At 62.6% G+C, this 15,228-nt stretch carries 13 protein-coding genes; 9 read left to right on the top strand and 4 right to left on the bottom strand.

All coding sequences use genetic code 11. From position 1 onward, the window contains the following. Window positions 1–28: 28 nt before the first annotated feature. From C7I85_RS08565 to C7I85_RS08550, 4 genes are all read right to left on the bottom strand, one after another. On the bottom strand, window positions 29–556 hold the full coding sequence (locus tag C7I85_RS08565) for a DUF1465 family protein (RefSeq protein WP_106723525.1): 528 nt from the start codon (window positions 554–556) through the stop codon (window positions 29–31). A gap of 355 nt (window positions 557–911) precedes the next feature. Continuing rightward, a complete protein-coding gene (locus tag C7I85_RS08560) occupies window positions 912–1,313 on the bottom strand; it encodes a hypothetical protein (protein WP_106723524.1) in 402 nt (133 codons plus the stop codon). A gap of 211 nt (window positions 1,314–1,524) precedes the next feature. After that, window positions 1,525–3,165: an acyl-CoA synthetase gene (locus C7I85_RS08555; protein WP_106723523.1), complete on the bottom strand. Its 1,641-nt coding sequence runs from the start codon at window positions 3,163–3,165 to the stop codon at window positions 1,525–1,527. 251 nt (window positions 3,166–3,416) lie between these two features. Further along, window positions 3,417–4,619, bottom strand: coding sequence for an OpgC family protein (locus C7I85_RS08550; RefSeq protein WP_106723522.1), 1,203 nt, complete (start codon window positions 4,617–4,619; stop codon window positions 3,417–3,419). A 279-nt stretch (window positions 4,620–4,898) separates the two neighbouring features. On the opposite strand from C7I85_RS08550, the gene C7I85_RS08545 reads away from it, so the two are divergent. The 9 genes from C7I85_RS08545 to C7I85_RS08505 all read left to right on the top strand — a co-directional run bounded on the left by C7I85_RS08545 (window position 4,899) and on the right by C7I85_RS08505 (window position 15,187). Then, window positions 4,899–5,564, top strand: a complete 666-nt coding sequence (locus tag C7I85_RS08545; RefSeq protein ID WP_106723611.1) for a thiamine phosphate synthase — start codon at window positions 4,899–4,901, stop codon at window positions 5,562–5,564. Between the two features lie 14 nt (window positions 5,565–5,578). Then, window positions 5,579–6,688: a tetratricopeptide repeat protein gene (locus tag C7I85_RS08540; protein ID WP_245444847.1), complete on the top strand. Its 1,110-nt coding sequence runs from the start codon at window positions 5,579–5,581 to the stop codon at window positions 6,686–6,688. A 203-nt stretch (window positions 6,689–6,891) separates the two neighbouring features. Beyond that, a complete protein-coding gene (gene efp, locus C7I85_RS08535) occupies window positions 6,892–7,458 on the top strand; it encodes an elongation factor P (RefSeq protein WP_106723521.1) in 567 nt (188 codons plus the stop codon). A 24-nt stretch (window positions 7,459–7,482) separates the two neighbouring features. Beyond that, window positions 7,483–8,283 (top strand): inositol monophosphatase family protein, encoded by an 801-nt coding sequence (locus C7I85_RS08530; RefSeq protein WP_106723520.1) that lies wholly within the window; start codon window positions 7,483–7,485, stop codon window positions 8,281–8,283. A 70-nt stretch (window positions 8,284–8,353) separates the two neighbouring features. After that, window positions 8,354–9,058 (top strand): PAQR family membrane homeostasis protein TrhA, encoded by a 705-nt coding sequence (trhA, locus tag C7I85_RS08525; RefSeq protein ID WP_106723519.1) that lies wholly within the window; start codon window positions 8,354–8,356, stop codon window positions 9,056–9,058. A gap of 148 nt (window positions 9,059–9,206) precedes the next feature. Next, window positions 9,207–10,229, top strand: coding sequence for a MotA/TolQ/ExbB proton channel family protein (locus C7I85_RS08520; RefSeq protein WP_106723518.1), 1,023 nt, complete (start codon window positions 9,207–9,209; stop codon window positions 10,227–10,229). A 1-nt stretch (window position 10,230) separates the two neighbouring features. Next, window positions 10,231–11,259 carry a peptidoglycan -binding protein gene (locus C7I85_RS08515; protein WP_106723517.1) on the top strand — a complete coding sequence of 343 codons (1,029 nt, stop codon included), beginning with the start codon at window positions 10,231–10,233 and terminating at the stop codon, window positions 11,257–11,259. Between the two features lie 219 nt (window positions 11,260–11,478). Continuing rightward, entirely contained in the window at window positions 11,479–13,560 is a 2,082-nt protein-coding gene (locus C7I85_RS08510; RefSeq protein ID WP_106723516.1) for a DUF3857 domain-containing transglutaminase family protein, read from the top strand. 142 nt (window positions 13,561–13,702) lie between these two features. Next, on the top strand, window positions 13,703–15,187 hold the full coding sequence (locus C7I85_RS08505; RefSeq protein ID WP_106723515.1) for a carboxypeptidase M32: 1,485 nt from the start codon (window positions 13,703–13,705) through the stop codon (window positions 15,185–15,187). Window positions 15,188–15,228: the final 41 nt, after the last annotated feature.

Below are 15,228 nucleotides of genomic sequence, written 5' to 3'. Positions count from 1 at the left end.
AAACGATTCGCAGGCTGCGAGATTCGTCTCAGCCGCGCGCGAAAGCGGTGTTGAGCAGCATGATCTGGTCGGAGACCGGATTGCTGCGGCGGGCGACGCCGGCGAAATCGGCGCGCTCGCCATAGATCTCGTCGTCCATGCGGCGCACCAGCGCCTGCAGGCTGAGCGAGCGGTTGACGAGGTCGAGGAAGGCGTCTGGCAGTTCGCCCCAGCCGGCCGCATCTTCGCGCGCCGAGGCCGTGTCGAGCCGCACCTTGGACTTTTCGGAAGCCACCTGATCGCGGGTCATTTCGCCGGAGTTTGCGGCGCGCTGCAGCAGCAGCCACGAGGCAACCTGCATGAGTCGCGTGGTCAGCCGCATGGATTCGGCGGCATAGAGGGTGGCTGACAGCCGCGACAGCTTCTTGGCGTCGATGCGGCCTTGGCCATCGAGATACTCGGCAGTCTCTTCGACCAGGCCCATGCCTTCATCGTAAAGCGGCTTGAAAGAGTGCGAGAAAACCCGCCGCTCCGCCAATCTGATCATGTTGCCGCTTCCCATCGAAGGCTCGCTCATCCTTTACGCCCCTACACGTCGAAACCGCACTGGTGCCATATCAGCCCCGAGTCGGTCGCCTACCCCTTGCTTGATAGGTGTGGAAAATGCGGCCGCGCCGGCCCGAAGGCAAGCATATGTTTAACGGAAGGTTAACGGCGAGCGCCAGTAACATGCTCGTCAACCGCACATAAAAAAAGAGCCGCTGGAAGGCGGCTCTCAGGAGTTAACAGGGAGGCGTCAAACGAAGTGGCTCCAGCCACTCGGTAAGAATCCAGATCACTGGATGGTTATAGTAAACACTCGTAAAGTTAATGCTTGGTTAAGAAGCCGGTATTTCCGGCCTGATTGTCTCAAAAAGGGACGCCTCGGTATCTCATTCCGCAGGGGCAGGCTGAACCTGATAGGCGCGGGTCGCCGGTATCGCGATCCAGGCAAACAGCAGCATGCCTGCGAAGAAGCCGATCGAGCCCAGCGCCACCAGCGGCTCGATGGCCGGATTACCTGCCAGCAGGAAGAAGAGCCCCACCAGCAGGGCGATGCCGCTGACGGCCGTCAGCCAGAAATGCGCCGGCGCAAGCCGCGAGGCACGCGCGACCGGGAACAGGTGATAGAAGAAGGCAAACACCGCCGACATCAGCCAGCCCGCCACCATGATGTGTGCATGCACCGGCATTTCCGTATGATCGCCGCCGATCGACATGACCAGTCCAAGCAACATCCCGCATAGTGCATAGATGATCGCCAGTATGAAGAAATTTCGCGCTACGCCTTGCATAATTATCCCCTCCTCATTGCTTCCCGCAGATGGGGAAACAGCCAATCGACCGGAGAAACCCTCCTCCGGCGCGGATCTAAATTAGCATAGACAGAAATTATCGAACAGGGCCGTGCACCAACGGAGCGTGGCGTAAGCTTGCATTGCTCCGCCGCGGGGTAAGTGAGCAGAAATCAAAATATTTTCTGCTCATCCGGCTAAAGAATAACCATCAAAGAGTCTTGGCCATCTCCCGCAGCCGGAATTTCTGGATCTTTCCGGTCGAGGTTTTCGGAATTTCGGCAAAGATGATCGCCTTCGGAATCTTGAAACGCGCAAGCAACGCGCGGCAATGCTCAAGAATTTCTTCCTCGGTCGCGCTGCGCCCGGGCTTCAACTCGACGTAGGCCACCGGCGTTTCGCCCCATTTCTCGTCGGGCCGGGCTACGACGGCACAGGAGGCGACGGCCGGGTGCTTGTAGAGCGCATCCTCCACCTCGATGGAGGAAATGTTCTCGCCGCCGGAAATGATGATGTCCTTGGAGCGATCCTTGAGCTGGATGTAGCCGTCGGAATGCATGACGCCGAGGTCGCCCGAATGGAACCAGCCGCCGGCGAAGGCCTCGTCGCTGGCCGGCTTGTTCTTCAGATAGCCCTTCATGACGATGTTGCCGCGGAACATGACCTCGCCGATGGTGGCGCCATCGGCTGGGGTGCGCTGCATGGTTTCGGGGTCCATGACGGTGAGCCCTTCGAGCGCGGCATAGCGCACGCCCTGGCGCGCCTTCTTCGCCGTCCGCTCGGCGGCAGGCAGGGCATCCCACTCGCTGTGCCACTCATTGACCACGGCCGGGCCGTAGGTTTCGGTCAGCCCGTAGAGATGGGTGACGGCGAAACCGGCATCGGCCATGCCGGCCAGCACCGCCTCGGGCGGCGGGGCTGCAGCCGTGTTGAAGGTGACCGTCTGCGGGAATTCGCGCTTCTCGTCGTCCTTGGCGTTGATCAGCAGCGACATTACGATCGGCGCGCCGCACAGATGTGTCACGCCATGATCGGCAATCGCGTCATACATTGCCTTCGAGCGAACCCAGCGCAGGCAGACATGGGTGCCCGCCTGGACGGCGAGCGTCCACGGAAAGCACCAGCCATTGCAATGGAACATCGGCAGCGTCCAGAGATAGACCGGAAACTTGCCCATGCCGGCATGGATGGTGTTGGTGTAGGCCATCAGCGCAGCACCGCGGTGATGGTAGACGACGCCCTTGGGGTTGCCGGTAGTGCCGGACGTGTAGTTGAGCGCGATCGCGTCCCATTCGTCGTCGGGCATAGACCAGGCGAAATCCGGATCGCCCGAAGCGACGAATTCCTCATAGTCGAGCGTGCCGATGCGCTCGCCCTTCGGATAGGGCGCGTCGTCGGGATATTCGAGGTCGTCATAGTCGATGACCAGCGGCTTGTGCTTGGCGAGCGCCAGCGCCTGCTTCATGACACCGGAGAACTCGCGGTCGACGATGACGATCTTGCTTTCGGCATGGTCGATCTGGAAGGCAATGACCGGTGCATCGAGCCTCGTGTTGAGCGAATGCAGCACCGCTTTGACCATCGGCACGCCGAAATGCGCCTCGAGCATAGGCTGCGTGTTGGAGAGCATCACGGTTACGGTGTCGCCCTTGCCGATGCCCTGTGCCGCCAGCGCCGCGGCAAGCTGGCGCGAGCGGCGCCAGAAGTCGCGATAGGTCACGTGCCTGGAGCCGTGGATGATCGCGACCTGGTCTGGATAGGCGGCCGCGGCGCGTTCGAGATATGTGAGCGGCGTCAGCGACTGGTGGTTGGCTGGATTGCGGTCAAGGCCGCTGTCATAGATGCTGGGCACGATGACTCCCGGAAGCGATGTTTTCCGGGACTTTAACGGTCGCAACCACCGCCGTCACCTCAATTGCGCGGCCTGCGGCATTCGGCAACCGGACCTTTTATTCCGTATCTGTGCAACGCGAGGTGTTTCTACCTCGCTGCAAAATGGCTTAGAGCGGTGACGTCTCTTCGGATCGCCACCTCGCTCCAAGCTCTTGTTTTGGAGCATGACCTTGTCCGAAAAGTCTGCAACTTTTCGGACAAGGTCATGCTCTAGCGAACCGGCGAACGCGCGGGGAGCGGGCTCGGCGACTTGCCGCCGAGCGGCTTCGGCCCCGTCATCGTCCTGAGCGGCTCCGGCGCGGCAGGCTTGCGCCCGCCCCAGCCGATCTTCGGCAGCCATTCCAGATAGTAGGCAAGGGCGAATTGCAGCGCGACGCCGGTGGAGATCAGCACCGTGTCGTAGACCAGGCCGCCGGGGCTGACCGTCTTCATCACTTGGCCGATCATGGCCAGGATCGTGCCGGCGATGAAGACCGGCAGCGAGTGCTTGCCCAGCACGGCGAGCGGGTTGTCGGCGCGGGTGCGCGCCATGTTGGAAAGTGCCGGGATCACCGCGATGAGATAGGCGAGCGCCAGCACATGGGCGAGCCGCGGCAGCGACAGGAAGGTCTTGTCGAAGCCGGTCAGAACCGTCGGCAGGCCGAACGAGACATCGACGCCCCAAAGCGGAACGCGCACCCACAGCAGCGAAAGCAACAGATAGGCGGCGGACAGGCCGGCGAGCCAAGGCTTGAAGGCGATCTCGCCGCCGCGCTTCACATGCAACATGGCGGCAAAGCCGATGACGAACAGGAACTGCCAGGACAGCGGATTAAGGAACCAATAGCCGGGCGTCGGGTAATTGACCGGCGCGATCTGCCAGATACCGGCCACCAGCCAGATGAGGCCGGAAATCGCCACCGTCAGCTTGAGACTGACATTGCCGAGCAGCAGGAACAGCGGCAGCATCAAGAGCACGGCGGCATACATCGACAATATGTTGTTGTAGCCGAGCTGATGGCCGAGCGTGGCGATGCCGACCAGCGTGCGCGGCGTATCGGCCATCACCGCCTCGATGTTGATCATCGTCAAAAGGTCGGGCCGAGCGAAATAGACGGCTGCACCGGCGAAGATCGCCAGCGTGCCCACCGTCGTCATGATGTGCGTGACATAGAGCACACCGGCACGGCGCCAGGCCTTCAGCGTCATCAGCAGGCGGTTTCCGGGCTTGAACTTGGGACCGTAGGCAATGCCGATGGCGATGCCGGAAATGAGCACAAAAGCCTCGGCCGAATCGGAAAAGCCGAAGTTCTTGTGCGTGAGATACTCGTAGATCGTGCCCGGCACGTGATTGACGAAGATCGTCAGCAGCGCCAGGGCCCGAAACACGTCGATGCGGGTGTCCCGCTGATATGGTGTGTTCGTGATCGTCATGGCCGCCTTGAAGTTCGCTACGTACAAAAAAGTCAGACAGCCCAACGCGCACAGCGAAAACGCATGCCAATCGGGCTCATGCTCTAAGGCGGGCTAACGCCAAGAAGAAGGCAAAGTTCGGCTTTTTGCCGTCAAAAAATGTTATCCGGCTGAAACAATGAGGCCCTGTTGCCATGATGCCACGTGAGCGCGGCCAAGGCTGTTCAAGGCCTTCGTCTTACTCTATGCCCAATTCCAACCATGATCGCCCTGCATGGGTCTGAACACCGGAACACCATGATGACCGAAGCCACGACGCCCAATCGCTGCCGCATCGTTTTGATCGCCCCCGACGGCGAAACGCCAGATCGGTTCGAGGATCGGCTGCGCCAAGCCATTGCCGGCGGCGACATCGCCTCGCTGATCCTGCCGCCCTATGGACGCGACGAAGCCTCGTTCCAGGCCTTCGCCGAGCGCGTGGCAAAGGTCGCGCAAGATGCCGGCATCGCCGTCATCGTCGCCGACGACACGCGCATCGCCGGCCGCATCGGCGCCGACGGCATCCATCTCGAAACCGATGCCAAGGGTCTCGATGAAGCGATCGAGCGCTACCAGTCCAAGATGATGGTGGGCGCGGGCGGCGCCAAGACGCGCGACGATGCGCTGGAACTGGGCGAGACGCGGCCCGACTACATTTTCTTCGGGCGCTTCGGCTACGACACCAAGCCCGAACCGCATAACCGAAACCTGACGCTCGGGCGCTGGTGGGCCGAGATGATCGAAGTCCCCTGCATCGTCATGGGTGGATCCGACATCGCCTCGGTAGAGGCAGTGGCGCAAACCGGCGCCGACTTCGTGGCGCTGTCGAGCGCGGTGTTCGGCGAGGGCATCGATCCCCGCCAGGCGATCGAGCGCGCCAACGCTATCCTCGACGAAACCGCGCCCATCTTCGACTACGAAGAGTAACCGAGGGAATTTTCGTGACGGCTTCGCAAAACTCCCGTTCCGCTTTCTATCTGGCGCTGGCACTTGCTCTTGCGCCGGTGGCAAGCCATGCGGCGTCCGACCCCAAGGCGCCCGCCACGGACACCGCCAAGCCGGAACAGGATGCCGCGCAGCCCGACCTGAAGCCACTGCCCACGACGACACCCATGCCGTCCGAGATGAAGCATCTGCCGGCACCGACCGACGTGATCGACCAGCAACGCTTCGGCGGCAGCAAATCGCAGGACGGCCAACCCGATACCGACCGCTTCGGCGGCCCGAAGACGGACCCCGCCTATGGCGCCTTCCAGCGCGGCCTTTACAAGACCGCCTACAATCTGGCGCTGCCGCGAGCCGAGGCGGGCGACGCCGCCGCGCAGACGCTGATCGCCGAAATCCTGTCACGCGGCCTCGGCGTGGCCCGCAACGACAAGGAAGCGGCCAAGTGGTACGGCCGGGCCGCCGAACAGGGCGTGCCGGAAGCCCAGTTCCAATACGCGCTCATTCTGCTCGACGGGCAGCTGGCCCCCAAGGACCGCAAGGCCGCCTACGCGCTGATGCAATCGGCCGCCGAAGCTGGCAACCAGCTTGCCCAGTTCAACTTCGCGCAGATGCAGATCGAGCTGAACCCCGGCGACAAGGGGCTCGAAAAGGCGGCCGTCTATTACGAACGCGCAGCCCAATCGGGACTGGCCGACGCGCAATATGCGATGTCGCAGCTCTATGCCAATGGCGTCGGCGGCAAGACGAAGGACGACGTCGAGGCGCGACGCTGGCTGGTTCTGTCCGCGCGGCAGGGTTTTGACACCGCCGAGCTGGATCTTGGTACCTGGCTGGTGCAGGGCCGTGGCGGCGCCAAGGACGAGAAGGCCGGCTTTGCCTGGATGATGCAGGCAGCGACCGGCGGCAATGTCGCCGCACAGAACCGGCTCGCCAAGCTCTATATGAACGGCCTCGGCACTGACCCCGACCTGATCAGCGCCGCCGCCTGGTACATCGTGGCACGACGCGCAGGCCTGAAGGATCCCGCCATGGACAGCTTCTTCGACGGCCTCGACGACGACCAGCTGAAACAGGCCCTGCAGCGGGCCAACAGGTTGCGCTGACGACCGGGAGAGGTTGCCCTCGGCGCTTGCGGCACCATGTTGGCTGGCGGAAGACGTTTGCCGGGATGGCCCCGATCCGGCGGTTTTTTGCGTCGAAGCAAGCCGCAGCGGGGGGCCCCTCTCTTGCCTCACACGGCGTTTTGTGGTCTTGGAAGCCCCGAAACCGCCGCTCGGGCGGGCAAACTCTCCGGATCAGTAGGACTATGGCCAAGATCAACGGCAATGAAATCCGTCCCGGCAACGTCATCGAGCATGACGGCGGTCTCTGGGTAGCGGTCAAGACGAACCACGTGAAGCCCGGCAAGGGCGGCGCCTACAATCAGGTCGAACTGAAGAACCTGATCAACGGCACCAAGCTCAACGAGCGCTTCCGCTCGGCCGAGACGGTCGAGAAGGTGCGCCTTGAGCAGAAGGACTTCTCCTTCCTCTACGAACAGGGCGAATCGCTAGTGTTCATGGACACCGAGAGCTACGAGCAGCTCGAGCTCAACAAGGATTTCGTCGGCGAGCGCGCTGCCTTCCTGCAGGACGGCATGATGGTGACCGTCGAGCTCTATGAAGAGAAGCCGATCGGCATCGCCCTGCCCGACCAGGTGACGCTGCTGATCACCGAAGCCGACCCGGTGGTGAAGGGCCAGACGGCCGCTTCGTCCTACAAGCCTGCAGTGCTCGAGAACGGCATCCGCGTGATGGTGCCGCCCTTCATCGCGTCGGGCGAGCGCATCCTCGTCGACACCAACGAAATCACCTATATCCGCCGCGCCGACTAAGCACGGCTTCTGGAGTTTCCCAAAATGGCGCGTTCAGCGATCCTCAATGTCATGGTTCAGGCCGCCATGAAGGCCGGGCGTTCGCTGGCGCGCGATTTCGGCGAAGTGCAGAACCTCCAGGTCTCGCTGAAAGGCCCCGGCGACTATGTCAGCCAAGCCGACCGCAAGGCCGAGGAGATCATCTACACCGAGCTGTCGCGGGCACGGCCCGGCTACTCCTTCCTGATGGAAGAGCGCGGCGCCGTAGAAGGCGAGGACGACCAGCACCGCTGGATCGTCGACCCGCTCGACGGCACCACCAACTTCCTGCACGGCCTGCCGATCTTTTCGATCTCGATCGCGCTGGAACGCCAGGGCCAGCTCGTCGCCGGCGTCATCTACAACCCGGCGATGGACGAGCTCTACACCGCCGAACGCGGCGGCGGTGCCTTCCTCAATGACCGCCGCCTGCGCGTGGCCGCCCGCAGCAAGCTTTCCGACGCCGTCATCGGCACCGGCATCCCGCATCTGGGCCGCGGCCACCACGGCAACTACCTGGTCGAATTGCGCAACGTGATGGGCGAAACCGCGGGCGTCCGCCGCCTCGGCTCGGCGGCGCTGGACCTTGCCTATGTCGCAGCCGGCCGCATGGACGGCTTCTGGGAAGAGCCGCTGTCGCCGTGGGACGTGGCGGCGGGCATCCTGATGATCCGCGAGGCCGGCGGCTTCGTCTCCGACAAGCAGGGCGGCAACAACATGCTCGAGAACGGCACCATCGTGGCCGGCAACGAGCTGATCCACCGCGCGCTGCTGAAGACGCTGAAGAAGCCGGTAACCTCGCGCTGAGCGCGACGTGCCGGCGCACCCGGCACGTAACGCCTTGAAAAAGTCGAAGGCCGCGGCATAGTCAGCGGCCATGGAAGCTGAACCCGAGCCGAGCCAGCACCCGACTGCCCATGCCGGCGCCTCCTTTGGAGGGCGCTTCCACTATTCGCGCGCCGAATTGATAGCTGACGGCATCGTGCACGCGGTCGGCATCGTTCTGGCGATTGCAGCCGGCTCGGCCATGCTGGCGCTGGCGGCCTTCCACACGGGACCGGGCGAATATGTCGCCGCGATCTTCTACGTCGTCTCGCTGCTGGCGGTACTGTCGATTTCGCTCACCTACAATCTGTGGCCGATTTCGCCGGTGAAATGGGTCCTGCGCCGCTTCGACCATGCCGCGATCTTCATCCTGATCGCCGCCACCTATACGCCGTTTCTCACCCAGCTAGCCGACACAGGCCTGGCTACCCGCATGATCGTGCTGGTCTGGTCGGCCGCCGCTATCGGCATCGCCCTAAAGATGTTCTTCCCCGGCCGTTTCGAACGTCTGGCCGTTGTCTTCTATCTCGCCATCGGCTGGAGTGGCGTGATGGTGGCGCAGACCATGCTCGAGACCCTGCCGCCGGTGACGCTCGGCCTGCTTCTGGCCGGCGGCATCGTCTATTCCTGCGGCGTGGTGTTCTTCGCCTGGCAAAGCCTGCGCTTCCAGAACGCGGTCTGGCACGGTTTTGTCGTGACGGGCGCGGGCCTGCATTTCGCCGCGCTGATCGACTGCCTGGTGGTCAATCGGCTGTAGAGCCGGTCGATTTGCACCCAATCGGCGCTAAGTTTCGCTTGTTGGTCGGCGAGGCCAGCAAGCGTCTTTCAATTTCGTCACAATTCCGTTTAGAGTCGCAGGGCAATAAGGCGTGGCGCGCAGGCGCATCGGAAAAGCCGGGGTGCGAATGGCATTTATGAGACAATTAAGGGCGGGCAGTGATGCGGATTATGATCCGCACAAGCTATCGAGCCCGCAGGTCTTCCTTCTCTCGATGCTGATCTTCCTGGCGATCGCGGCCTTCGTCGCGGCGATCCTGACGCGGCAGATCACGTCTGCATTCTCCACCAATCCCGGCCTCAACGGCCTGATCCTCGGCGTGCTGCTTATCGGCATCCTGCTTGCTTTCCTGCAGGTGACGCGGCTGTTCCGCGAGGTGCGCTGGGTGAATTCCTTCCGCGCCGGCGAGGAGACGACCGAACCCGTTCTGCTGGCGCCGATGAAGGCGCTGCTCAGCCGCTCGTCGTCCATGGCGCTTTCGACCAACTCGATGCGCACCATGCTCGACTCCATCGCAACCCGTCTTGACGAGACACGCGACATCTCGCGCTACCTCATCGGGCTTCTGGTGTTCCTCGGCCTGCTCGGCACCTTCTGGGGCCTGCTGCACACGATCGGCTCCATCGGCGACACGATCCAGTCGCTCGACCCAGGCACCGGCGACACGGCTGCCGTGCTGGAAGCGCTGAAGGCCGGCCTCTCCGCGCCGCTTGCCGGCATGGGCACCGCGTTTTCGTCCTCGCTGTTCGGTCTTGCCGGCTCGCTGGTCCTGGGTTTCCTCGACCTGCAGGCGGGCCGCGCTCAGACCCGCTTCTACACCGAGCTTGAAAACTGGCTGTCCTCGGTGACCGATCTTTCCTCCGACATCCAGCCCGTCCAGACCATCGACCCCGCCAATACAAGCTCGTCCGAAGAGCTGCGGGTGCTGACCGAGCGGCTGCGCAGCCTTCAGGAGAGCGGCGGCGCCAGCCCGCGCGTGGCCACCGCCATGGCCAATCTGGCCGACGGCATATCCGGCCTGGTCAAGAATATGCGCAGCGAACAGCAGATCATGCGCGACTGGGTGGAGGCACAGGCGCAGGAGCAGAAGGCGATCCGCGTGACGCTCGACAAGATCGCCGATGCGCTGAAGAAGCGGGAGCACAGCTGAGATGGCGCTGAGCCGCCGGCGCAGCGACCGCCGTATCGACTACTGGCCGGGCTTCGTCGATGCGCTGTCGACGCTGCTTCTGGCCATCATGTTCCTGCTGTCGGTCTTCGTGCTGGCGCAGTTCCTGCTCAGCCGCGAGATCACCGGCAAGGACGAGGTGCTGAACCGCCTCAACTCGCAAATCAACGAGCTGACGCAGCTTCTGGCGCTGGAGAAATCCAACACCCAAGACGCGCAGGATTCGCTTGCCAACCTGCAGGCCTCGCTTTCGGCCGCCGAAGCAGAGAAGAGCCGGCTGGAACAGCTTCTGTCGCAGGGCGCCGGTGCCGGCGCGGCCGCCGATGCGCGCATCGGCACGCTGACCGGCGAACTCGACGAGCAGCGCCAGATGAGCCAGCGCGCGCTTTCGCAGGTCGAACTGCTCAACCAGCAGATTTCCGCCTTGCGCAAGCAGATCGGCGCGCTGGAGGATGCGTTGGGCGCCGCCGAGGCCAAGGACCGCGAATCCAACACCAAGATCGCCGATCTCGGCCGCCGGCTGAACGTGGCGCTGGCTCAGCGCGTTCAGGAGCTGAACCGCTACCGCTCCGACTTCTTCGGCCGCCTGCGCGAAATCCTCTCCGACCGCGAGAACATCCGCATCGTCGGCGACCGCTTCGTCTTCCAGTCCGAAGTGCTCTTTCCGGTCGGCTCCGAGGTGATCAACGAGGCCGGCCGCGTCGAGATGAAGAAGCTGGCCGGCGCGATCATCGAGCTGCAGAACGAGATCCCGCCGGAGATCAACTGGGTGTTGCGCGTCGACGGCCACACCGACGACCGCCCGCTTTCCGGCACCGGACGCTACCGCGACAACTGGGAGCTCTCGTCGGCCCGCGCGACCTCGGTGGTCAAGTTCCTGATCGAGAACGGCGTGCCGGCCAACCGGCTCTTGGCGGCCGGCTTCGGCGAATACCAGCCGCTCGACACCGCCGGCACCGACGAAGCCCGCTCGCGCAACCGCCGCATCGAGCTGAAGCTGACCGAGCGTTAGTCGTGCTCATCCGGGACGCAGGCAGTTTTGCCTGCGTCGGCCGATTTTAGCACCTGATTAATTAGAATTCCTGCGAGTAAATCTATCTCGTCACGTTCGCGATAGTCCGAATTACGCCTGCAATTCCAGGAGATTTGGGTAGAACGTGTTTTAAGCTCTCCGCTTTACATTCCCATCAAACCATTGAAATTTGTCACCCAAGCGGGGGTGACATTTATAATGGCGCAGTCAGTATTCGTTTGTGCGCGGCGTTTTGTGTTCTTCTTCATCGCACTCGTCCTGCCTATAGCGCATGCAATAGCCGACGAGACCGTAGACAAGGGGCCAGCGGCGGGCTGGATCGAGTTTGTCGAAATCCCGAAGGCTGATCCCGAGCGCCGCAGCCAAATCAGAAACGGGATCGTCAATCTTCTTTCCGACTACCAGTTCAAGCATCGCGATGGCGGCTACACGCGCTTCGACCGCTACGCCTATCAGATCATGGACCGTCCTGGCCTCGAGAAAGGGGCTGGCATCGATCTCGAATTCGATCCGTCGCGTCACCAGGTAACGCTCAATCGCCTCAACATCATTCGCGATGGTGTGACGCTCGATCGGCTGCCGGAAACAAGGTTCGATATGTTCCGCCGCGAAAAGGATTCGGAAAACGGCGTCTACGACGGCCGGCTGACGGCTCATGTCGATATCGCCGACGTGCGCATCGGCGACATTATCGACTACGCGACAACCTATAAAACCACGCCGGTCGTCGGGAAAAACCTGTTCGCCGAGCGCTTCCCGGTCGTGTGGCATGAGCCCGTATCGCTCATCCGCGAAAAGATCATCTGGCCCAAGGTACAGCCGCTCGAAATCCGCGAGCGGAACACCAGCATCAAACCCTCGGTAAGCTCGACCGACACTGATACGACCTATCTTTGGGAAATAAGGAACCCCGATCCCGTAAAATATGAGGAGGATCTGCCAGCCGACTATCCCTCCCTCGCAGTCGTCGACATTTCGTCCACCGGGGACTGGCAGGACGTGGTCGACGCGGTGCTGCCCTTTTACCAACCTGAGACTTCTCTTCCCGCGAGCTTCGTCGCCAGATTGGATGACATCGCTTCGCGATACCCGGAACCGGCGGATCGCATGGTGGAAGCGCTTCGGCTGGTTCAGGATGAGATTCGCTATGTCAGCCGGTCGATCGGGCCTGGCGCCTACATTCCACGTAGGCCGGAGGCCGTACTGGCGAGCGGCTTCGGCGATTGCAAGGACAAGGCGCTTCTTCTGGTTTCTGCGCTTGGACACCTCGGAATCGATGCTCAAATAGCCTTAGCCAACCTCGACGCCGGCAAGAGCCTGGATCGGCTGCCACCGTCCCTCTGGGCCTTCGACCATGTCATCGTCAAGGCGATCATCGCAGATAGGGTTCATTGGCTGGATGCGACGTCCTACTTGAACGGCGGGAGGGCCGATAATCTTACGGTCCCCGCCTATGGGTTTGCGCTCCCCATGGTGTCATCCGGGGCAGCCTTGGAGAAAATGCCGACGAGCCAACCGTCGGAACCCAGCATTTCGGTGGAAGAGCGGTTTGTGCTCCCCCCAAGCGACGGCGACGCGCTGAAGCTTACCGTCGCCACGAACTATTCCGGTGCCGACGGCGACTCTATGCGTCGAAAGCTTGCGCGCGAGGGCGCCACGAAGATCGCTGATGGCTACCTCGAATACTATGCCGCCCAATACCCTGGTATCAGAAGCAGCGCTCCGCTTGAGACCAAGGATGATCGCGACGCGAACATCATTTCCGTATTCGAGTCTTACGAACTGTCCGGTGCCATTCTCAAAGAAAAAGGGCTGATCCGGAAATTTTCGGTCAGGGCCGACATAGGTGACTCCAACCTGCCGACCCCTGCCAAATTAGGACGGGCCGCGCCCATTTCTCTCGGAGAACCGGTTTTCCGGCGTCACAAGGTGACAATCACGAACCTGAAGACCAGGTTTGCCGGGCCGCGGAACGCAGATGTGATGACGCCCGAGCTTTCGCTGAAAGTCAGTTGGGCAAGCACGCCGAACGAACTGGAGATCGTCTGGAACTTTCGAACCCTGGCTGACCAGGTGCCTGCCGCCACAATCGAAAATTATCTGAAGTCGGTCGACGAGATTAAGCGCAATGGCGAATGGATATACGACTTCACGCAAAAGGACGCGGAACCCGTATACTATGACGCAGGTGCCTCGCTGATCGCAGGGTCCTTGATAGTCATCTCGACAATTTCGTTTTTTGGCTTTGTGTTCCGAAGAATGCAGGCAGGATTTCAGTAAGGCCCCTCGGACACATTGCCGGCAGCACCGCGGCGGGTCTTCGCCATCTGCTTGATGGTCCGAGCGCCGATCGTCCATAAGCCTTGCGATCAGGCTCGACTTGGTGTCCTCTCGCCGGCCTGCAACGATATCCGGAGGCACCATGTCATTCGCAAAACTCGATCAGCTCGGCCGCAAGCTCGAGGCGCTGGAACACGCGCTCGCCATTCTCGGAGCGGACGAGGCCACGCACATGGCCGTGGGCGGCGGCGAGAAGCGCGCCGAGGCGATTGCCGCTCTTGCGGGCATGCACCATCGCCAGGCGACCGCGCCGGAAATCGGCGACTGGATCGGCGCCGCCGAAGGCGAGGCGCTGGACACCGACCAGAAGGCGGCACTGCGCGAATTCAAGCGGCAATACACCAACATGACCTGCCTGCCTTCCGAATTCGTCGAGCGGCAGACGGTGGCGCGCATGCGCTGCGAGCAGTTGTGGCGCGACCTGCGCGCCAAGAACGACTGGGCGGGTTTTCTTCCGGCGCTGGAAGGCGTGATCGCCCTGACGCGCGAGGAAGCAGCGATGCGCGCCGACGCGCTAAAGCTTCAGCCTTATGACGCGCTGATGGAGCAGTATGACCCCGGCAACCGCGCCGCCGACATCGCGCCCGTGTTCGCGGAATTGAAGGCCTTCCTGAAAACCTTCGTGCCGGAGGCGCTGGAAACGCAGGCACAGCGGCTGGCGAAGACGCCGCTCAAGCCGCTGTCGGGCGTCTATCCGATCGAGCGGCAGCGCGAGCTGGGCCTTGCAATGATGGCGGCGGTAGGCTTCGACCTGACGCGCGGCAGCCTCTCGGTTTCGCACCACCCGTTCTGCGGCGGCGTGCCGACCGACGTGCGCATCACCACCCGCTACAAGACCACCGACTTTTTGTCCTCGCTGATGGGCGTGCTGCACGAAACCGGCCATGCACTCTACGAGCAGAACCTGCCGCAGGAATGGGCGCACTGGCCGCTCGGCAAGGCGCGCGGCATGGCCGTGCACGAAAGCCAGAGCCTGTTCGTGGAAAAGCAGCTCGGCCGCAATCCCGCCTTCTGGGATTGGGGCCTGCCGCTGGTCGAGCAGCATCTCGGCGAGCACTGGAACAAGTCCGACATCCTCGCCCATGTCCACCGCGTGGAGCCGGGCCTGATCCGCGTCGACGCCGACGAGGTGACCTATCCGCTGCATGTCATCCTGCGCTTCGAGCTGGAGCAGGAGTTGGTGAGCGGCAGGCTGAGCCCGGTCGACCTGCCCGAGGCATGGGACGCCAAGATGCGCGACTATCTCGGCCTTTCCACCATCGACAACCCCGCCGACGGGCCGATGCAGGACGTGCACTGGCCGAGCGCCGCCTTCGGCTATTTCCCCTCCTATACGCTCGGCGCCATGATGGCGGCGCAGCAATGGGCGGCGCTGAAGCGGCAGCATCCGGCAGTAGACGACCACATCGCCAAGGGCGATTTCGAGACGGTGAACAGCTGGCGGCGCGACAACATCTGGTCACAGGCCTCGCGCTATTCGACGCCGGAGCTGCTTGAGCGCGCGACGGGCGAGAAGCTGAACGCGAAGTATTTCACGGAGCACCTGAAGCAGCGCTACGGGGCGTAGTCCCCTCCCCCCACTTAATGCTTGATCTCCCCCGCCTTTCG

The organism is Pseudaminobacter soli (ex Li et al. 2025), assembly GCF_003012705.1.
Classification (GTDB): Bacteria; Pseudomonadota; Alphaproteobacteria; order Rhizobiales; family Rhizobiaceae; genus Pseudaminobacter; species Pseudaminobacter soli.
Note: the sequence above shows the minus strand (reverse complement) of the source record. Positions and strands in the feature narration are given on the sequence as shown.